Genomic DNA, 19766 nt, shown 5'->3' with positions numbered 1-19766 from the left:
AGCGAGATGCGCGCGCTGTTGCCGATTTTGAACGAGATCGACGAAACCATTTTGTCGCGGCTCGACAGTTCAGAGTGGTTCCGGCCGAGCGACGCGCAGGCGCGCTGCCTTGAGGCCGCCGCCGATAGGATGGGTGTTTATCTGATGGCCTATCGAGCGAACTGCCGCGCGGGTATCGGCAACGGACTTTGCAATTTGATTGCAGCGGCGGAGCTCGACGCGGCCAAGCTTGGCGAGATCACAAGTCTGGAAAACGCGTGCCCAGACGCCGCGATTGTAGCCTATGAGCGCCCGATCCGGCGGCGCCACTAAACGAATTTCGACAAGGGAAAGCCATGCCACTACTCGAAGTCAGAGATTTGAAGGTCCGCGTCGAGGATAACGAAATTCTTCACGGGCTGACGCTGACCGTGAACCCGGGCGAAGTCCACGCGATCATGGGGCCGAACGGCTCCGGCAAATCCACGCTGTCGCACGTCATCGCCGGCAAGCCGGGCTATGAAGTGACCGATGGCCAGATCCTGTTCCGGGGCGAGGACCTGCTGGAGATGGACCCCGACGAGCGCGCCGCCAAGGGCGTGTTCCTGGCGTTCCAGTACCCGGTCGAAATTCCCGGCGTCGCCACCATGAACTTCCTGCGCACCGCGCTGAACGCGCAGCGCAAGGCGCGTGGCGAGAGCGAATATTCAACGCCCGACTTTCTCAAGAAGGTGCGCGAGGTCGCAAAATCGCTCAACATTCCGCAGGACATGCTCAAGCGCGGCGTCAATGTCGGCTTTTCCGGTGGCGAGAAGAAGCGCAACGAGATTTTGCAGATGGCGCTGTTCGAGCCGGCCGTCTGCATCCTCGATGAAATGGATTCCGGCCTCGACATCGACGCGCTGCGCATCGCGGCCGACGGCGTCAACGCGCTGCGTTCGCCCGATCGCGCCATGGTCGTCATCACCCACTACCAGCGGCTGCTCAACTACATCGTGCCTGATTTCGTGCACGTGATGTCGAAGGGCCGCGTCGTGAAGAGCGGCGGCAAGGATCTGGCGCTGGAGCTCGAGGCTTCCGGCTATACCCAGTTCGAAGACGCGGCCTGACGGGAAGCGGATTTGTGATGAATGTAGTTCTGGCAAAAAACGAGACCGGGCGCGCGCTGAGCGACAGCTTTGCGGTGGCGCGCGATCGGCTGCCGGGCGGCGGCAAGGTCGCCGAGGCGCGGAATACCGCCTTCGAGGCCTATGAGCGCGTCGGCCTGCCGCACCGACGGCTCGAGGAATGGAAATACACCGATCTGCGCGCGCTGATGCGCGAGGTGCCGCCGCTGGCGGCCGCACCGGATGCGGCCGCGCTGAAGCAGGCTGCTGCCGCCGTGAAGCTGCAGGCGATCAAGGGGGCCCGTCGGCTGGTGCTGGTGGACGGCGTGTTCGCGCCGAAGCTCTCCGAATTGGAGGGGCTGGAGAAGGGCGTTACCGTCCGCACTTTGCGCGACGTGCTGGAAACCGGGGACGCCGCGCTGCAGACGCAGTTGTTCACGCCCGACAATGCCAATCCGATGGTTGCGCTCAACAGCGCGATGATGACCGATGGCGTGGTGATCGAGATCGCCAATGGTGTCGTGCTGAAGCAGCCGCTGCAGGTCATTCATGCCGCGAGCGGCGCGACGCCGGCTGCGATATACACCCGTTCGCTGCTGCGTCTCGGCAAGGATACCGGCGCGACGCTGGTCGAGAGCTACATCGCGGCCGAGGGTGCGAAGGCCTATCAGTCGCATGACTCGCTGGTCGTCGCAATCGGCGATAATTCGCGGCTCGACCATGTTCGACTGGTCGAGGATGGCCGCGACGCGTTCAACATCTCCTCCGCCGTCATCACGCTGGGCGCCCACGCGCACTTCAACACCTTTGGCATGACCTCCGGCGCCGCCGTCAGCCGCTATCAGGCGACCATCACCTTTGCCGGCGAGGGCTCGAGGGTCGAGACCAACGGCGTCAATCTGCTCAACGGGCGCCAGCACGCCGACACCACGTTGTTCATGGATCACGCGGTGCCGCATTGCGCCAGCCGCGAAGTGTTCCGCGCCGTGGTCGACGACCGTGGTCATTCGGTGTTCCAGGGCCGCATCATCGTGCGTCCCGATGCCCAGAAGACCGACGCCAAGATGATGACGCGGGCACTGCTGTTGTCCGACGACGCCGAGGCGGACAACAAGCCGGAGCTCGAGATCTTCGCCGATGACGTTACCTGCGGCCATGGCGCCACGACTGGCGCGCTGGACGAGAGCCTGCTGTTCTACCTGCGTGCCCGCGGCCTCTCCGAGAAGGAGGCCCAGGCGCTGCTGATCCAGGCCTTTGTTGGTGAGGCCATCGAATCCATCGTTAACGACGATCTGCGCGAGCTCGCAATCGCCGCCGCGCAGCGTTGGCTGGAGGCACGGGCATGACCCAGCATCCGGCGGTCAAGAATGGCGCCTATGACGTGGCCCGCGTGCGGGAGGATTTCCCCGCGCTGGCGATGAAGGTCTATGGCAAGCCGCTGGTCTACCTCGACAACGCCGCCTCCGCGCAGAAGCCGGCCGCCGTGCTCGATCGCATGACGGAAGCCTACAGAAGCGAATACGCCAACGTACATCGCGGCCTGCACTACCTCGCCAATGCCGCGACGGAAGCCTACGAGGCCGGCCGCGCCAAGGTGGCGAAATTCATTAACGCAGGGCGTAGTGAAGAAATTATCTTCACCCGCAATGTCACCGAGGCCATCAATCTGGTGGCATCTTCCTGGGGCGAGCCCAACATCAAGCAGGGCGACGAGATCGTGCTCTCGATCATGGAGCACCACTCCAACATTGTGCCCTGGCACTTTTTGCGCGAGCGCCATGGCGCCGTGATCAAATGGGCGCCGGTCGACGACGACGGCAATTTCCTGATCGATGAATTCGAGAAGCTGCTGACGCCGCGCACCAAGCTCGTCGCCATCACTCAGATGTCGAACGCGCTTGGCACCTTCGTCCCGGTCAAGGAAGTCGTGAAGCTCGCCCATGACCGCGGCATTCTGGTGCTGGTCGACGGCGCGCAAGGCGCTGTGCATTTGCCGATCGACGTGCAGGACCTCGATTGCGATTTCTATGCCTTCACCGGCCACAAGGTCTATGGTCCGACCGGGATTGGCGCGCTGTACGCCAAGCATGAGCACCTGGTCGCGATGCGGCCCTATAATGGCGGCGGGGAGATGATCCGCGAGGTGGCAAAGGACTGGGTTACCTATGGCGATCCGCCGCACAAGTTCGAAGCCGGGACGCCGCCAATCGTCGAGGCGATTGGGCTGGGCGCTGCGATCGACTACGTCAATTCGATCGGCAAGGAGCGCATCGCCGCCCACGAGCACGATCTTGTGAACTACGCCCAGGAGCGGCTGCGCGAAATCAATTCGCTGCGCCTGATCGGCACCGCGCGCGGCAAGGGGCCGGTGATCTCCTTCGAGATGAAGGGCGCCCATCCCCACGACGTCGCAACCGTGATCGACCGGCAGGGAATCGCGGTGCGCGCCGGCACCCACTGCGTGATGCCGCTTTTAGAGCGGTTCAATGTCACAGCCACCTGCCGGGCGTCGTTCGGGATGTATAATACCCGGGAAGAAGTCGACTATCTGGCACAGGCGCTGATCAAGGCGCAGGATTTGTTCGCATGAGTGACACAGCCGAAGTCAAAACTGCCAACATGGAAACCAACTCCGCGCTGCCGCCGGAGGAGACCGAGCGGCTGGGCACCGAAATCGTTGCCGCGCTGAAGACGGTGTTCGACCCGGAAATTCCGGCTGACATCTACGAACTCGGCCTGATTTACAAGGTCGACCTCAAGGACGACCGCAGCGTCGATGTGACGATGACGCTGACTACGCCGAACTGTCCGGCGGCCGGCGAACTGCCGACCATGGTGGAGAACGCGATCGCCAGCGTGCCTGGCGTCGGCGTCGTCAATGTCAATCTGGTGTGGGATCCGGCCTGGACGCCGGACCGGATGTCCGACGAGGCGCGCCTCGTCCTCAACATGTGGTGAAGGGACCTATTGCCCAAGCTATCCGGCGTCATCGAGACTGCACTCTACGTCGATGACCTCGACCGCGCCCGCGCGTTCTACGAGGAGGTGCTGGGTCTGGAAGCGCTGACGGCGGATCCGCGGTTCGTTGCTTTCGATGTCGGTGGACGAAGCGTGCTGCTGCTGTTTCGCCGCGGCTCGGCGCCTGAGACGATCCAACTCCCCGGCGGCACCATTCCGCCGCATGATGGCAGCGGCCCCATCCATATGGCCTTTGCCATTCCGGCGGCTGAGTTGCCGGTGTGGGAAGAGGCTCTTGGTAAGCACAATGTTGCGATCGAAGGCAGGACGGACTGGCCGCGCGGCGGGAAAAGCATCTATTTCCGCGACCCGGACAACCATTTGCTCGAACTGGCGACGCCGGGAATTTGGAAGATTTACTAGCGGGCAGCGTTTCGAGGGGTTCTGATCGAGTTCACGACGAGAGACCTTCACAGTGGGAATTTCGTTGTTATTTTAAGGCCATGATAGCTCGTCGCCATGAGGCGACGCCGGAGATCGACCGCTATGGATACCATCGTCCAGTCCAAGCCGAAGCCGCGGCCGCGCCCACAGGTGATGAAGCTGACCGAGGCCGCCGCCGCGCGGATCACGGAGCTGACCAAGCGGGCCGATTCCGAGATCGTGGGGTTGCGCGTCGGCATCAAAAACGGCGGCTGCGCCGGACAATCCTATACGGTGGAATACGCCCACGAGATCCGTCCGACCGACGAAGTCGTCGAGGACAAGGGCGTCAAGATCCTGGTCGATCCCAAGGCGGTCCTGTTCCTGCTCGGCACTGAGATGGACTACAAGGCCGACAAGCTCCAGGCGCAGTTCATCTTCAACAACCCGAACCAGGTTTCCGCCTGTGGCTGCGGCGAGTCGGTTCAACTGACGCCCGCGAAGGTTTGAGCGACCGCATCGCCGGGGGGCGGTGAGCGATGGATCGCGATTTTCTTATCGACCTGTTCGCCGATTTCGGCCCGGTTACCATCCGCCGGATGTTTTCCGGCTACGGCATTTCAGCGGACGGCGTGAACTTTGCGCTCGCGCTGCGCGCCGGGCTCTTCTTCCGCGCCGATGAACAGACCATTCCGCAATTTGAAGCGGAAGGTTCAACGCCGTTTCAGTATCAGACTCGGGCCAAGACGGTCACCGTGAACTCGTACTGGCAATTGCCGGCGCGTCTGTTCGACGACTCCGAGGAATTGGCCGAATGGGCGCGGGCAGCGCTGGCCGCGGCGCAGCGCGCAGCTCTGCGCAAGCGACCGAAGGCGCGCAGGGCAGCGAAGGCAAAGGTTTCGCGAAAGGCGGGCAAGCCGGCTGCGAAGCGGAAGGCCACGGGCACGAGGAAGGCGCGGCGCAAATAGCTGGCGTCTAGGCGACCTGGTTGCGGGTCTCGGCGGCATATTCGGGGTCGAGTTCGCAGACCACACGGTTGCGGCCGTTGCGCTTGGCGGCGTAGAGGCAGGCATCGGCGCGCTCGATCAGCGAATCCGTGTCGTCGTCCGGCTTCATCATGGAGACGCCGACCGAGATGGTGACGCGGCCGAGAATTTCGCCGGTCGATTTCTTCTTCAATTCCTTGGCCATGACGGCGCGGCGGACGTGGTCGGCGACCGTCAGCGCCTGACGCAGCCCGGTATTCGGCAGCACCACCGCGAACTCCTCGCCGCCATAGCGGGCGGTGATGTCCTGGCCCTTGATGGTTTGCTTCAGCGACATCGCTACCAGCCGCAGCACCTGATCGCCGGTAAGATGGCCGTAGGAATCGTTGAATGATTTGAAATGGTCGATGTCGAACATCATCAGCGACAGCGGTTCGCCGCTCGCCAGCGCCGTCCGCACCGCCATCTCGATTGAGCGGTCGAAATATTTGCGATTACCCAATCCGGTCAGCGGATCGGTCAAGCTCTCGGCGCGGATTGCTTCGAGGCTGTGCTGCAGATTGCTGATCTGGGTCTTGGACAGCGCCAGCCGGTTCTCCAGCGCCATGTTGGTCTCGCGCATCTCGCGCGTCGATTTCACCAGGCCGTCGACGATCGCCTTGATCTCATCGCGGCTTTTGGCGTTCCTGAGTTTTTCGTTTGCGCCGCTCAGCTTGGCGTCATAGCTCTCCGACATCGCGAGCGCCTCGGTGATGAGGGTCATCACGTCGTCGATCTCGCCGATCACGCGCGCGCCGACCTTGTCGATGCGGTCGGAGGCCTTGATGTGCGAGAGATAGGTTTCGTAGATCTGTTCGAGATCGGACTCGCTCAGCTTGCCGTTGCGCGCCAGCGTCTCGTTGATGATCTTGTTGAGGGGAGCATTGTATCCGGTCGCGTAGACGTACCAGATTTCATAGTTGCGTGGGACGGCGGTCTGCCTGAGGGATTTGATCTGGCCCAACGCGACTTCGGCAAACGCCATCGTGCGATCGTGCTCGTCCAGCAGCTTGACCACTGATCCGTCCCCAATAGCGAGCAGCGCCGGTCGTTGCCGTGCGGCAATGATTAAATTATCGCCACAAGTTAACGGAGGAGGATGAACGGCCGGTAAACAGTTCCGGCCGCAGGAAATCGACGCTTGTCAGACGCGGGCGCGAATGGGCCGCAACAGAAATGCAGGAAGGTGCGAGTGATCGGCTGGCTCCGATTCGACCTCGCGGTGAGCGCGCCGCGGTTCGGGTCGCCCGATCGAGGGCACGCGTGAAGGCTGTGCAGGGGCGGGCGGCGAGAAGGCGGCGGCGTCCGGCTGCTGCCTGACACTGCGGCCCGTGCCCTTGGCCTGCCGCGGCTCACGATCGGCGCTCTTGTCGCGGCGCTTATCAGAATCCCTGGCGTGTCGTGGCTCGCGTTCGCGCCGCGGCTTGCGCCCGCCGCGCGAACCCTCCCGCGCGCGATGTTCGCGCGGCTGATCGGACTCCTCGGATGAGTCCGAATGTACGGCGTAGTCACCTTCGGCGGGGGGAATGGTTTGCCCGATCAGTCGTTCGATTGCAGCGATCGATTTACTGTCGAGCGGCGTCACGATCGAGATCGCGGTGCCGGCGCGGCCGGCGCGGCCGGTGCGGCCAATGCGGTGCACGTAGTCGTCGGCGTGATGCGGCACGTCGAAATTGAAGACGTGGCTGACGGCGGGAATGTCGAGGCCGCGCGCGGCGACATCGGAGGCCACCAGCAGCGGGATCTCGCCCTTGCGGAATTGATCGAGCGCCGCGGTGCGCGCCGACTGGTCCATGTCGCCGTGCAGGGCGCCGACGCTGAAGCCATGCTTCTGCAGCGATTTGTGAACGACGGCGACTTCGCGCTTGCGATTGCAGAAGATGATCGCGTTGTTGAGGTCCTTGGCGTCGCGCAACAGGCGGCGGAGGAGCTCGCGCTTCTCGTGCGGCTCACGGCCGCCGTTGACCTTGAACTGCGACACCCCGGTCGCCGTGGTTGCCGGCCGCGAGACTTCAATTCGTTCAGGATTGTGCAGGAAGGTTTCGCTGATGCGGCTGATTTCCGGCGGCATCGTCGCGGTGAAGAACAGGGTCTGGCGCGTGAACGGCACCAGCTTGCAGATGCGTTCGATATCGGGGATGAAGCCCATGTCCAGCATGCGGTCGGCTTCGTCGATGACCAGCAGTTCGACGCCGGTGAGCAGGAGGCCGCCGCGCTCGGTGTGGTCGAGCAGCCGGCCCGGAGTTGCAATCAGGACGTCGACGCCACGGGTCAGCTTGGAATCCTGGTCGCCGAATGAGACGCCGCCGATCAAAAGCGCGACGTTGAGTTTCTGGCCAGCGCCATACTTGTCGAAATTCTCTTTCACCTGTGCCGCAAGTTCGCGCGTCGGTTCGAGGATCAGGGTGCGGGGCATTCGTGCCCTGGCGCGGCCCTTCTCCAGCAAAGTGAGCATGGGCAGGACGAAGGCGGCGGTTTTGCCGGTGCCGGTCTGGGCGATGCCGAGGACGTCGCGGCGGGCCAGAACGTGGGGGATCGCCTGTTCCTGGATGGGAGTAGGGGTGGTGTAACCGGTAGCCGCAACTGCGGCGAGGACCTTATCGGAAAGACCGAGATGGGAAAAAGACATTGAGCCTCTAGTCGACACCGCCGTTCGGAATCGAAGGTAAAAAGGCTGTCGCGTTTTGCCCCGAAACGGCGCGCTTTTGAAAAGCTGGGGGCTCTGACTTACGCAGACGAGCGGCTAACCTAAGGAATCGCGTTTCGATCCAAGGCCGCGTTGAGCGCGAACATAGGGTCGAAATGGCCAAAGTCAATCTAGGAACCGGCATTGAAGCCCAAAAAGCTTAATGTTTTCGCACAAATAACGGCAAGAACCGTCATTTGGCCGTCAAATCGAGCCATCTCATTCCCATCGAACGAAGCCGTTGAACCATGGGCAATGGCCTGCCGACTATGGCATGAAACAGCTTCGCACGGGCCAAACTAGGACGAATCGTGCGCAGGGGGAATTCCATGAAGGGCTGGCTTTTCAGACTGCTTGCGGTGACAAGCCTTGCAACTTGCGTCGCGGCCTTTGCCGCGCCTGCGCAGGCGGAAAAGCGCGTCGCACTGGTGGTCGGCAACAACGACTACCGGAACGTGCCCAAGCTGCAGAAGGCGGTCAACGACGCCCGCACCATGGGCGATACGCTGAAGCAGCTCGGCTTCACGGTGATGGTGGCGGAAAACCAGAACCGACAGGCGTTCAGCCAGACGTTGCTGGCGTTCGACAAGGCGGTCGACGCCGGCGATACGGCATTCTTCTTCTATGCCGGCCACGGTTTTGAAATCGCGGGCCAGAATTTCCTGCTGCCAACCGACGTGCCGGCGGCGACCGAAGGCCAGGAAGAGCTCGTGCGCGATGCCTCGATCCTCGCCGACCGCATCATCGAGCGGCTGCAGAACCGGAAGGTGCGCACCGCCATCCTGGTGTTCGATGCCTGCCGCAACAATCCGTTCGAGCGCGCCGGCACGCGTGCGGTTGCCGGCGGCGGCGGTCTCGCGCCGATGACGCAATTGCCGGAAGGCGTGTTCTCGATCTTCTCGGCCGGGCCGCGGCAGACCGCGCTCGACCGGCTCTCCAATGACGACGCCAATCCCAACTCGGTGTTCACGCGAACCTTCGCCAAGGAGATCACGCAGCCCGGCGCGAACCTCGTTCAAGTTGCGCAACGCACGCGGCGCGCGGTCAGCGAACTGGCAGAGACCGTGCGCCACAAGCAGATCCCGGTTTACTTCGACCAGATGGTCGACGATGTCTTCTTGAATGGTTTGGCGAAGGCCCAGCCTGAGGCGGCGAAGCCCGCCGAGCCGCTGCAAAAGCTTGCAGCTTTGCCTCCGGTACAGCGCCTGCAGCCGCAGAACGATTCCGTCAATGCGCCGATCGCGATGTTCTCGCGTCACAATGGCGGCTGGACCGTGGTGTTCTCGATCGCCGATCCGACGCTCGGCATTTCCTGGCGCATCGGCGACAGCGGCGATTTCCGCGAGACCGGTTTCATGGATACGCTCGATCCGCGGACCCGCAAGCGGATGCCCAACCCGTCGGTCGAGCTGCCGGCCGATGCACCGGCGGCTGTCATCCAGGTGCGCTATGTCGACACCAATGGCGAATTGCAGGGACCGTTCCCGATCCGGTTCGATCCCGAGGCCGCGTTGATCCGCGACCAGCGCAAGATCCTCGACATGACCGCGACGAGCTGGCTGTCGTTCCGCGAGTACAACGGGCTTCTGGTCTACTATACGCACCTGATGTCGTACCGCTGCGCGATCCGCGAAGTGCGCCTCGGCATCGACAGCGCAGTGCCCGACAAGGTGCTGAAAATGCCGCCTTGCGACACTCGCGATCCCATCGCCATTCCGCGCGACGCGCAGCCCTATTTGAAGCTCGCGCCGGCAACCAGATCGGTTTCGGTGGAATTGACCTATCGCGACGGCAGCGTCTCCGAGATCAAGAGTTTTAGGCGGTAGCGGACGCGAGGCCCGCCGTCTTCGACGTCATGCCCCGCGCATGCGGGGCATCCAGTACGCCGCGGCCTTTCCACGTCATTGCGAGGAGCGTGTATTGCCGATGCCTGGCAGATGATCGATGCTGCCCCGAGCCGGGAAAACCGGCGACAGGAGCGAGCGATGAAAGTACGTTGCTGCATCGTCGGCGGCGGGCCGGCCGGAATGATGCTCGGATATCTGCTGGGCCGCGCCGGCATCGATGTCGTGGTGCTGGAGAAGCACGCCGACTTCTTTCGCGATTTTCGCGGCGACACCGTGCATCCCTCGACGCTTCAGGTGATGGACGAACTCGGGCTGATCGAGGGTTTCCTGAACCTGCCGCACCAGCGCTTGCAGAAGATGCAAGGCATGTTCGGCGGGGAAACGGTGCGGATCGCCGACCTGAGCAGGCTTGACGTCAAATATCCCTTCATCGCCTTCATGCCGCAGTGGGATTTTCTCAATTTCCTGCGCGAAAGCGGCAAGCGGTTCGCGTCGCTCAAGGTGATGATGTCGACGGAAGCGATCGATCTAATTCGAGACGGCGAGCGCGTCATGGGCGTGAACGCGAAGACGCCGGATGGCATCATCGACATCGAGGCCGACCTGACCGTTGCCTGCGACGGGCGCCATTCGCTGGTGCGCGAACGCGCCGGCCTTGAGGTCGAGGAAATCGGCGCGCCGATGGATGTCTTGTGGTTTCGCGCCAGCAAGCGGGAGAACGAAAACGAGAGCCTGTTTGCCCGAGTCGATCCCGGCAAGATGATGGTGACCTTCGACCGCGGCGACTATTGGCAATGCGCGTTCGTCATTCCCAAAGGACAATACGACGCGGTCAAGGCGAGGGGACTGCCCGCGCTGCTCGACGACATCGCGCGCATGGCGCCGGTCCTAAAACCGGGACTTGCCGAGGTGAAGAGCTGGGACGACGTCAAGCTGTTGACGGTTGCGGTCAACCGGCTGAAGCGCTGGACGCGGCCGGGGCTATTGTGCATCGGCGACGCCGCGCATGCGATGTCGCCGATCGGCGGCGTCGGCGTCAATCTCGCCGTGCAGGACGCGGTGGCGACCGCGAACCTGCTGGCGTCGAAGCTGGTAAGCGGCTGCCCGTCCGAAGACGAACTCGACGTGGTGCGCCGGCGGCGCGAATTCCCGGTGAAGATGACGCAGCGGATGCAGGTCGTTGTGCAGAACAACATCGTGAACGCTGCGCTGAAGCCGGGCAACCAGCCCTTGAAGGTCCCGCTTGTCATGCGGCTGGTCACCGCCATTCCCTGGCTGCAGGGCGTTACAGCGCGATTTGTGGGGCTTGGCGTGCGGCCCGAGCATGTGCAGTCGCCAGTCCGCGGCTAACCGGCAGCGCGCGCCACGCTGACTAGAGCCGGTTCTGATTGAATCAGAACCGGGCTCTAGATTCTTGTTTTGACGCGTTTTCTTGACGCGAACCGGTGTCCACTTCGCTGAAAAAACGCTCTAGCTTGCCCGCGTGCAGGCAACAAAAAGCCCCGGACGATGCCGGGGCTTTAAGTTGTCGAAGGGTAGCGAAGATCAGTACCTCGCGACCACCGGGGCGGGGGCGCCGAACTTGTAGGCGATACCCACGCGAACGTCGTTGATGGTCACCCGGTTTCCGACTTCCGCACTATTCGTGAGAGGAGAAACAAAGCTGGCGCGACCGAGGTCGGTGTAACGATATTCGACGCGGCCCAGCCAGTTGTCGGCGAAGGCGTATTCGATGCCAGCACCAGCCGTCCAGCCATCATGCGAGCTGACGCCCGCGGTGACGAACGGAGGCGCACCGATGAACGCATAGGAGGTGTCCCAGCTACCCCAGGCGTAGCCAGCCGTGCCGAACACCATCCAACGGTCGAAGGCAAGGCCGAGCCGGCCACGGACCGAGCCGTAATCATTGACGCTGGTTCGGATGGTATAGGTGGGGACGCCACCCAGCAGGAAGTTGCCGCTGTCGTTCAGGTCCGACGCCTGCCAGTCCGCTTCAACGCCGAGCACGACATTGCTGATCTGATAGTTGAAGCCGACAAATCCGCCGCCGATCACGCCGCTGGGATCAAGGCTGTACGGCACCGGAAAAAGGCCAGCCGCGTTTGTCAAGGTGCCGGTCGAGCGGCCCCAGCCGTAGCCGACATCGGCACCGATGTAGAAGCCGGTCCAGTTGTAAACGGCGGCAACCGGAGCAGGCGCCTTGGTGTACGGCCGGGCAGCCAGATCTGCAGCGGATGCGCCGGCAGTGCCGATGACCAGGGCGGCAGCGGCCAAAGCGATTTTCTTCATGATTTTTTCCCATTCAATAAGTGAGCGAACGATTGATTCTGATCACGTTGTAATCGGGAACTTCTGGAAATGCTGTCACCTGCACGCCACAGTGCATAGCTTTGTCGGTTCCACATCAAGATATCGCCGATCGACAGCCGCGCTTCGGCTCGAAAGTAGGCAAAACAATCGAGATTTCGGCCAATTTGGAGGCTGGACGGCGCTTTGGAGCCCTCGTCAGGCGGCAGACATTCCCGTGGAGCGTTAAGCGCCGCCTAACGCGATGCGCCGGCGCCGCGAACTCCCGGTCCAGATGACGCAGCGGATGCAGGTCGTCGTGCAGAATAACATCGTGAACGCGGCGCTGAAGCCGGGCAACCAGCCGCTGAGGGTCCCGCTGGTCATGCGGCTGGTCCACCACGGTGCCCCCCTGGCTGCAGGGCGTCACGGCGCGGTTTGTGGGCTTAGGCGTGCGCCCTGAACACGTGCATTCGCTACGTAGGGCCGGCAATTGAACTGGGGGCCTGCCGAAACAACCCAAAAGTTGTGTTTTGGTATCCTCAACCGGAGATAACATTGCGCGCAACTGTAGCAATCGGGTGACAGCCAAGGGGCCGGAATCCGGGTAATTTAGGTCATGGTTTCGATTTGATGCTCACCCGCTGCTCATCCGCGCAGTGCTCACTAAAGGGGCAAATGCAATGAAGAGACTGGTACTCGCTGCTTCCATCCTTGCCGCCAGCGCGGTTAGCGCGTTCGCCGCAGACATGCCGGCACGCATCGCGAAGGCGCCTGTTGCGCCCCCGGTCGTTACCTACGACTGGTCCGGTATCTATGTCGGCGGCGCGGTCGGCGGCGCCTGGCACGACACCGCCGGAGATTTCTACAATTTTCCGGGCTTCCTCTGGAGCACGGGTAACAGCGACACCGCTTTGATCTACGGCGGCTTTGCGGGAATCCAGAAGCAGTGGGGCAATTTCGTGCTCGGCGTCGAAGGCGGCTTTAATGCCCTCGACAACGGCTTTAACACCACCGCTGGCACTGGCCTCATCGGCTCTGGCTGCGGCTTGGTCGTTGGCCTGTCCTGCCAAAGTCGCGTCAACGATATCTGGTACATCGGTGGGCGGGTCGGTTATGCCTGGAACCGGTTTATGGTGTATGGCCAGGGCGGCTACGCGCAGGCTGACATCGACACCCAGACCCTCCTCAACGGGACTGGCGTTACGTTTGACCATGCCGGCGCTTCGCATGGCGGCTGGTATGCGGGCGTTGGTGGCGAATATGCGGTTCTCGACAACCTGATCATCGGCATCGACTACAAGCACTACGAGTTCGACAGCAAGCAGCACAATTGTAATCTTGCGTTGATCACCTGCAATCCGCTCAACAATAGGAACGTCGATGCGGATGTCGACGCTGTGATGGCTCGGTTGAGCTACAAGTTCAATCCGTGGCCGACCGCGCCGGTCGTGGCGAGGTACTGATCAAGGTAGTACTCAAAACCTGAGACGATGGAAAAGCCCCGGCCTTGGCCGGGGCTTTTTTCATGCAAGGATTCGGCAAGTCCTTTTGACTACCCCATAACAGAATACCCGCCGTCGACGGGAATCGCCGTACCGGTTATGAAGTCGGAGGCGGGCGAGGCGAGGAAGACCGCGATGCCCGCAAAGTCGTCTATGGCTCCCCAGCGCGCCGCCGGCGTGCGCGCCAGCACCCGCTCGTGGAGGCCCTCGATCTCCTGGCGGGCACGCTTGGTGAGATCAGTGTCGATCCAGCCCGGCAGCACGGCATTGGCCTGGATGTTGTCGGCCGCCCAGGCGCAGGCGCAGGAGCGGGTGAACTGCACGATGCCGCCCTTGCTCGCGGCATAGGCCGGCGTGAAGCTGGCGCCGAAGATCGACATCATCGAGCCGATATTGATGATCTTGCCGCCGCCAGCCGCCTTCATCGCCGGATAGACCGCCTGCGAGCACAGGAAGGCGCTGGTGAGGTTGGTTTGGATCACGCTGTTCCATTCGGCGATATCGAGCGCGTGCGGCGGCTTGCGGATGTTGATCCCGGCATTGTTGACGAGAATATCGATCCGGCCGAGATCGCGGACGACGCGCTCGGTCATGGCGGCGACCGCCGCCTTGTCGGTGACATCGGCCGCAACCGCAATTGCCCTGGCGCCGCCTTGCGTAAGTTCCGCGACCGCATCGGCCGACTTGGCTTCGTTGCGGCCCACCACGGCGATCGCCGCGCCAGCCTCCGCGAGGCCCCGGGCCATGCCGAGCCCGATGCCGCCATTGCCGCCCGTGACGATGGCTACCTTGCCGGTGAGGTCGAAGAGTTTTGTGGTCATGTGAGTTGTCCAGTTTCTGTAGGATGGGTGGAGCGCAGCGATACCCATCATCATCCACAACGCACAAAGCTGATGGGTATCGCTGCGCTCCACCCATCCTACGAATCTACGAACCTAGCGGTTGCCTAGCCAGATCAGGATCAGGCCCATCGCGGCAAGCACTGCGCCATATCCGGCCCATTGCAGTTGATTAATCATGAAGCTCGATGGTGGCCAAGGGATCGCGCCGGTGCCCTGGCCGATCCACAATAACCCTATGGCAAGCGCCAGAAAGCCGATGATTGAAAGGGATCTGGCCATCGCTTCCTCCCTCCTTGCCGCTTTGGCGCGGGGACGCGGCGCGGCTCTGTCTTCGGTTGTCTTTGGGCCGCTGCAGGAAACCATTGCCGGCGGCGGCCGTAGCTTCCGATCGAAATAGAAAGCCGGCCGGCTTCGCAAGGCCGGAAGTTGTAGCATCGCCAAGGATCATCATGAGCTGCCGAATGATTTGTCTAGCGCTCGCGTTGATTCTGGTTGCCATTGGCGCCTATCTGTCGTGGCCGCGGAACGCTGATTTGCGCGCCTTCGATCCGGCTGAAATCGCCGGCTGGAGACAGCAATGTGGCGCGACTATTACGACAAACGCTATCCCGCGCTGTTCCATCACCTCTACGAGCTGTCGCGGACGCAGTTCGGCTTCTCGCCGCTCGATAGTTTCCGGATCGCCTTGGCGGCGGCTAGGGCCGCGAAAGCCTTCCAGCCGACACGCTCCCGCGAGGCCGCCAAGGCGGCGGTGGCAGGGAACTGAGAGAGAATGATCGTTAAGCGGAGGCCTGGTGCCCCGGACGCAGCGCAGCGCATAGCGATGCGCTGCAGAGCCGGCCCAGGGCGAACGGAGAAGTCCCGGCTCTGCGGAGCTGCGTTGCACGCTGCACCGCGTCCGGGACAAGTGACTGTCCCTTGCTCATGCCGGCAGCTACGGGTCGCTTGCTTCGGGTCCCGCGACGGGCAACAAAAAAGCCCCGGGCGATACCGGGGCTTTTGAATTGTTGATTGGCCGAGATCGGTCTTTGGCGATTAGTACCTGGCGGAGACCGGAGCGCCGCTCCAGTTGAAACGATAAACCAGCGAGGTGCTGATGGTCTGCACCCACGGCTTGAAGGTAACGGCTGTGCCGGTCGGGCCCGCAAAGCCACTAGCCGGAGCGAATGTCTCGGGCAGCGAGATGCGGTCATAGAACGCCGAACGGTATTCGGTCTTCATGAACCAGCCTGGCGCGGTGATTCCGAAAATGTCCAGGTTGTTTTCGACGCCACCGCCGATGAACCAGCCATCACGACGGAAGGAAGGCGTGGTGAAAACGGTCGGACCGCCACCAGCAGCCAAGGTGGAGAGATTTGAGCCCGACCATTCCGAACCGGAATAACCGGCGTTGACGTAGGAGAGCACGTTCGGCGCAACCAGATAGCCAAGTCTCACGCCAGCTGCATAGCTGGTGCGAAGCTTTTCGCGACCTTCAACGCCGGAGAAGGGATCGCTCAGCGAACCACGGATATCGCCGAACTGACCATCAGCGAACACACCGGCCACCCAGCGGCCATTGAACTGCCAGTCATAGCCGATGCCAACCGTTCCGAACCAGCCGCTGCCGCCCAAGCGTTGATCGCGGGTCAGCGCAGTGCCGGCGGGTCCACCAAAAAAGCCGCTGCCTCCAACAACGCCTGTGCTCTCCACGTTGCTGTCGGCTGCCCACAGTCCGCCGCCGGCGCCGCCGAAAATGTAGAAGCCGGTCCAGTTATAAACGGGGGCGACCGGCGCCGGAGCCTTGGCATAGGGACGGGCCCCGAGGTCAGCCGCAACGGCCGATCCAGTCATTGCCGCCACCGCAGTCAGAGCGAGCAGTACCTTTTTCATTTTCAAGTCCCTTACCCTAGGTGCGCCACCGCTCTAGAGGTGCGCGAGCGCCGATTCCCAAAATCCAGTACCGTGACTATACGCAGTTCCGGCCAGAATGCTGTTGCGGGGGAAGCACACTGGGCCGAAAAGGAATGACCGGCAAAAGCCCGAAAAACGGGCAAATTCCGGCACTGACTGGCCAAATAGGCCCAAGATCGCCGGAAAATCGCCGCTTCTGATGGATCAGACGTCCAGCAGCTCGTCGCTGGCGAATTCCGCCTTGTCCGAGATGAAGGCGAATCTGGCCTCGGCCTTGGTTCCCATCAGCCGCTCGACGGAATCAGCCGTGCCTTCGCGGTCGTCGGCCAGCAGCACCACGCGGAGCAGCGTGCGCTTGGCCGGGTCCATGGTGGTTTCCTTGAGCTGCGCCGGCATCATTTCGCCGAGGCCTTTGAAGCGGTTCACCTCGACCTTGGCATTGGCATTGAACTCGCTTTTCAGGAGCGCGTCCTTATGTGCATCGTGGCGGGCATAGACCGACTTGCTGCCATGGGTCAGCTTGTAGAGCGGCGGAACCGCCAGATAGAGGTGTCCTTCATCGATCAGCCGCGGCGTCTGTCGGTAGAAGAACGTGATCAGCAATGACGCGATATGCGCGCCGTCGACGTCGGCGTCGGTCATGATGATGATACGCGAATAGCGCAGATCCTCTTCGCGGTAATGCGCGCCGGTGCCGCAACCGATCGCCTGCATCAGGTCGGCAAGCTGCGCGTTCTGCATCAGCTTGTCCTTGCCGGCGGAGGCGACGTTGAGGATTTTTCCGCGCAGGGGAAGCACGGCCTGGGTCTTGCGGTCGCGCGCCTGTTTGGCGCTGCCGCCGGCCGAGTCACCCTCGACGATGAAGAGCTCGGAACCTTCGGTCGCGGTGTTGGTGCAATCGGCGAGCTTGCCGGGAAGCCGCAGCTTCTTCACCGCGGTCTTGCGCGAGGTTTCCTTTTCGGCGCGGCGGCGTAGCCGCTCGTCGGCGCGCTCGATGACGAAATCCAAGAGCTTGTTGGCCTGCAGCGGATTGCCCGACAGCCAGTGATCGAACGGGTCCTTGATCGCCTGCTCGACGATCTTCTGCGCTTCGGCCGTGGCGAGACGGTCCTTGGTCTGGCCCTGGAATTCGGGTTCGCGCACGAACACCGACAGCATCACTGCAGCTCCCACCATGACGTCTTCCGACGTGACGGGCGCGGCGCGCTTGCCCTGGCCGATACGCTCGGCGTGGTCTTTCAGGCCGCGCAGCATCGCACTGCGCATGCCGGACTCGTGGGTGCCGCCATCCGGCGTCGGCACGGTGTTGCAGTAGGAGGAAAGGAAGCCGTCGGCATCCGCGGTCCACGCCACCGCCCATTCACAGGCGCCATGGGCGCCGTTGCGCCCCGACTTGCCGGAGAAGATATCGGGGTGCACCAGCATATCGGCGTGAATGGCGGCGGCGAGATAGTCCTTGAGGCCGCCCGGGAAGTGGAAACTGTCCTCGGCCGGCACGTCCTCGATGCCCTTCAGCAGTGCGGGATCGCAGCGCCAGCGGATCTCGACGCCGCCGAACAGGTAGGCTTTCGAGCGCGTCATCTTGAACAGGCGCTGCGGCTTGAAGGCCGCCTTGGCGCCAAAGATATCGGTATCCGGCTTGAAGCGGATGCGGGTGCCGCGGCGGTTGTTGATCTTGCCGAGGTCCTCAAGCTTGCCCTTGGGATGGCCGCGCTCAAAACTCATCCGGTAGAGCTTCTGGCTGCGCGCGACTTCGACTTCGAGCCGCGAGGAGAGGGCGTTGACCACGGAGACGCCGACGCCATGCAGACCGCCCGAGGTCTCGTAGACCTTGGAGTCGAACTTGCCGCCGGAGTGCAACGTGCACATGATCACTTCGAGCGCCGACTTCTTCGGAAACTTTGGATGCGGATCGACCGGGATGCCGCGGCCATTATCGGTGACGGTCAGAAAGCCATCGGCGCTCAGTTCCACCTCGATGAAGGAGGCATGCCCTGCCAGCGCCTCGTCCATGGCATTGTCGATGACTTCGGCGAACAGGTGGTGCAGCGCCTTTTCGTCCGTGCCGCCGATGTACATGCCGGGGCGGCGGCGCACGGGTTCCAAGCCTTCCAGCACCTCGATATCCGCCGCGGTATAGCCAGCCTCGGCGCTGGTTCCGCGCGAGGCGGCTTTGGACGCCGCGCGACCTTTCCCCTCCGCGGCGAACAGATCGTTGGCGGATTTTGATTTCGTAGCTGATTTCAATGGCTTGGACATGGCTCTTTAAGTGTTGCGAGCGAATCGGTCTGCCTGACTATGCCACGGATGGGCTGAAAAGGTGACGGCGGGGCTGGCGCGATGCGCTTCTTCCCTGCTGTTGCACCGGATTGCAAGGCCGTACCAGTCTCGCACGGCTCTGAACAGAGGATCGCAACGCCCTCGGCTATCACCTGGACAGATCAGGGTTTTGGGCGGGGCAGATCGCGGCTACGGCAAGCCGGCACGGTGCTATCACATCCCGTGCCAGCCCTTGTGACTTGAAGTCACGCAAGCGGCTGGCTTAGCTGTCGGATAGCCTTGAATCAGACGAAAGTTCAGGGGTGTGAACGGGGCGGGGAAGGCACTCAAGACATGGAAGACTATGTGCGCGCCCTGGCTGATTTTGTGCGCGACAACCAGGCGTGGGCCGCACCGATCGTCCTGGTGCTGGCATTCGGCGAATCGCTTGCCTTCGTCTCGCTGCTGGTGCCGGCCTGGGGGGCGCTGGTTGCGATCGGCGCGCTGATCGGCGTCAGCGGCATCAACTTCTGGCCGGTCTGGCTCGCCGGCGGCCTCGGCGCGGCGCTCGGCGACTGGGTCTCCTACTGGATCGGCTTCAAATACAAGGAGCACGTCGCAGAGATGTGGCCGCTGTCGCGCTATCCGGGAATCGTGCTGCGCGGCGAGGAATTCGTGAAAAAATGGGGCGTGCCCTCGATCTTCATCGGCCGGTTCTTCGGACCGTTGCGCGCCTCGGTGCCGCTCGCCGCCGGCATTTTCGAAATGTCATATTGGCCCTTTCAGATCGCCAATTTTGTCTCGGCCCTGGTCTGGTCGGCCGTTCTGCTGCTGGTAGGCGACGTCATGGGGAAGATCGCCGAATGGCTTTGGCGGGTGGTGTAGCATCGAACGGAATAAGCGGATGACGGGGGTGTTAGCCCCAACGTAGGTAGACAAGAGCAACTTCGCATTGCC

20 protein-coding genes are annotated in these 19766 nt (G+C 62.6%); 13 read left to right on the top strand and 7 right to left on the bottom strand.

Annotated features, from left to right (window positions below; all coding sequences use genetic code 11):
- Window positions 1-6: 6 nt before the first annotated feature.
- The 8 genes from YUO_RS0104845 (at window position 7) to YUO_RS39755 (ending at window position 5434) form a co-directional block, all read left to right on the top strand.
- On the top strand, window positions 7-312 hold the full coding sequence (locus YUO_RS0104845; protein ID WP_156908476.1) for a hypothetical protein: 306 nt from the start codon (window positions 7-9) through the stop codon (window positions 310-312).
- Window positions 313-335: 23 nt separating this feature from the next.
- Window positions 336-1088 (top strand): Fe-S cluster assembly ATPase SufC, encoded by a 753-nt coding sequence (gene sufC / locus YUO_RS0104840; RefSeq protein WP_028346270.1) that lies wholly within the window; start codon window positions 336-338, stop codon window positions 1086-1088.
- Between the two features lie 17 nt (window positions 1089-1105).
- On the top strand, window positions 1106-2431 hold the full coding sequence (gene sufD, locus YUO_RS0104835; RefSeq protein WP_028346269.1) for a Fe-S cluster assembly protein SufD: 1326 nt from the start codon (window positions 1106-1108) through the stop codon (window positions 2429-2431).
- On the top strand, window positions 2428-3675 hold the full coding sequence (locus YUO_RS0104830) for a cysteine desulfurase (protein WP_028346268.1): 1248 nt from the start codon (window positions 2428-2430) through the stop codon (window positions 3673-3675). Before sufD ends, YUO_RS0104830 begins: the two co-directional genes overlap by 4 nt.
- Window positions 3672-4043 carry an SUF system Fe-S cluster assembly protein gene (locus YUO_RS0104825; RefSeq protein ID WP_028346267.1) on the top strand — a complete coding sequence of 124 codons (372 nt, stop codon included), beginning with the start codon at window positions 3672-3674 and terminating at the stop codon, window positions 4041-4043. Before YUO_RS0104830 ends, YUO_RS0104825 begins: the two co-directional genes overlap by 4 nt.
- Window positions 4044-4052: 9 nt before the next feature.
- Entirely contained in the window at window positions 4053-4466 is a 414-nt protein-coding gene (locus tag YUO_RS0104820; protein ID WP_028346266.1) for a VOC family protein, read from the top strand.
- 123 nt (window positions 4467-4589) lie between these two features.
- The gene (locus tag YUO_RS0104815) at window positions 4590-4976 is read left to right on the top strand and encodes a HesB/IscA family protein (RefSeq protein ID WP_028346265.1); all 387 of its coding nucleotides are present in this window, start codon (window positions 4590-4592) and stop codon (window positions 4974-4976) included.
- 29 nt (window positions 4977-5005) lie between these two features.
- Window positions 5006-5434 carry a TfoX/Sxy family protein gene (locus YUO_RS39755; protein WP_035725878.1) on the top strand — a complete coding sequence of 143 codons (429 nt, stop codon included), beginning with the start codon at window positions 5006-5008 and terminating at the stop codon, window positions 5432-5434.
- Window positions 5435-5441: 7 nt separating this feature from the next.
- Here YUO_RS39755 and YUO_RS0104805 read toward each other — a convergent pair whose 3' ends face one another.
- Window positions 5442-6509, bottom strand: a complete 1068-nt coding sequence (locus tag YUO_RS0104805; RefSeq protein WP_028346264.1) for a GGDEF domain-containing protein — start codon at window positions 6507-6509, stop codon at window positions 5442-5444.
- A gap of 126 nt (window positions 6510-6635) precedes the next feature.
- A complete protein-coding gene (locus YUO_RS0104800) occupies window positions 6636-8120 on the bottom strand; it encodes a DEAD/DEAH box helicase (protein ID WP_028346263.1) in 1485 nt (494 codons plus the stop codon).
- A gap of 386 nt (window positions 8121-8506) precedes the next feature.
- Here YUO_RS0104800 and YUO_RS0104795 point away from each other — a divergent pair, with 386 nt between their 5' ends.
- Complete coding sequence (locus YUO_RS0104795) at window positions 8507-10003, top strand: caspase family protein (protein ID WP_028346262.1); 1497 nt, start codon at window positions 8507-8509, stop codon at window positions 10001-10003.
- Window positions 10004-10162: 159 nt separating this feature from the next.
- Window positions 10163-11374 carry an FAD-dependent oxidoreductase gene (locus YUO_RS0104790; RefSeq protein ID WP_083754506.1) on the top strand — a complete coding sequence of 404 codons (1212 nt, stop codon included), beginning with the start codon at window positions 10163-10165 and terminating at the stop codon, window positions 11372-11374.
- Window positions 11375-11569: 195 nt separating this feature from the next.
- Here the strand turns inward: YUO_RS0104790 and YUO_RS0104785 are convergent, their stop codons facing one another.
- Entirely contained in the window at window positions 11570-12313 is a 744-nt protein-coding gene (locus YUO_RS0104785) for an outer membrane protein (RefSeq protein WP_035725874.1), read from the bottom strand.
- Window positions 12314-12993: 680 nt separating this feature from the next.
- Between YUO_RS0104785 and YUO_RS0104775 the strand changes: the two genes are divergently transcribed.
- On the top strand, window positions 12994-13776 hold the full coding sequence (locus YUO_RS0104775) for an outer membrane protein (protein ID WP_028346258.1): 783 nt from the start codon (window positions 12994-12996) through the stop codon (window positions 13774-13776).
- An 89-nt stretch (window positions 13777-13865) separates the two neighbouring features.
- Here the strand turns inward: YUO_RS0104775 and YUO_RS0104770 are convergent, their stop codons facing one another.
- Both YUO_RS0104770 and YUO_RS0104765 read right to left on the bottom strand, forming a co-directional pair.
- Window positions 13866-14636, bottom strand: coding sequence for an SDR family NAD(P)-dependent oxidoreductase (locus YUO_RS0104770; protein ID WP_028346257.1), 771 nt, complete (start codon window positions 14634-14636; stop codon window positions 13866-13868).
- A gap of 114 nt (window positions 14637-14750) precedes the next feature.
- Window positions 14751-14936 (bottom strand): hypothetical protein, encoded by a 186-nt coding sequence (locus YUO_RS0104765; RefSeq protein ID WP_028346256.1) that lies wholly within the window; start codon window positions 14934-14936, stop codon window positions 14751-14753.
- Window positions 14937-15234: 298 nt separating this feature from the next.
- On the opposite strand from YUO_RS0104765, the gene YUO_RS0104760 reads away from it, so the two are divergent.
- Window positions 15235-15423: a hypothetical protein gene (locus YUO_RS0104760; RefSeq protein WP_028346255.1), complete on the top strand. Its 189-nt coding sequence runs from the start codon at window positions 15235-15237 to the stop codon at window positions 15421-15423.
- Between the two features lie 269 nt (window positions 15424-15692).
- On the opposite strand, the gene YUO_RS0104755 is transcribed toward YUO_RS0104760, so the two are convergent.
- Both YUO_RS0104755 and parE read right to left on the bottom strand, forming a co-directional pair.
- Entirely contained in the window at window positions 15693-16529 is an 837-nt protein-coding gene (locus YUO_RS0104755; protein WP_028346254.1) for an outer membrane protein, read from the bottom strand.
- Between the two features lie 225 nt (window positions 16530-16754).
- Entirely contained in the window at window positions 16755-18809 is a 2055-nt protein-coding gene (parE, locus tag YUO_RS0104750) for a DNA topoisomerase IV subunit B (protein ID WP_028346253.1), read from the bottom strand.
- Between the two features lie 354 nt (window positions 18810-19163).
- Between parE and YUO_RS0104745 the strand changes: the two genes are divergently transcribed.
- Window positions 19164-19694, top strand: coding sequence for a DedA family protein (locus YUO_RS0104745; RefSeq protein ID WP_028346252.1), 531 nt, complete (start codon window positions 19164-19166; stop codon window positions 19692-19694).
- Window positions 19695-19766: the final 72 nt, after the last annotated feature.

The organism is Bradyrhizobium murdochi (assembly GCF_000472965.1).
GTDB classification, from domain to species: domain Bacteria; phylum Pseudomonadota; class Alphaproteobacteria; order Rhizobiales; family Xanthobacteraceae; genus Bradyrhizobium; species Bradyrhizobium murdochi.
This window is presented reverse-complemented; position numbering and strand designations above follow the sequence as displayed.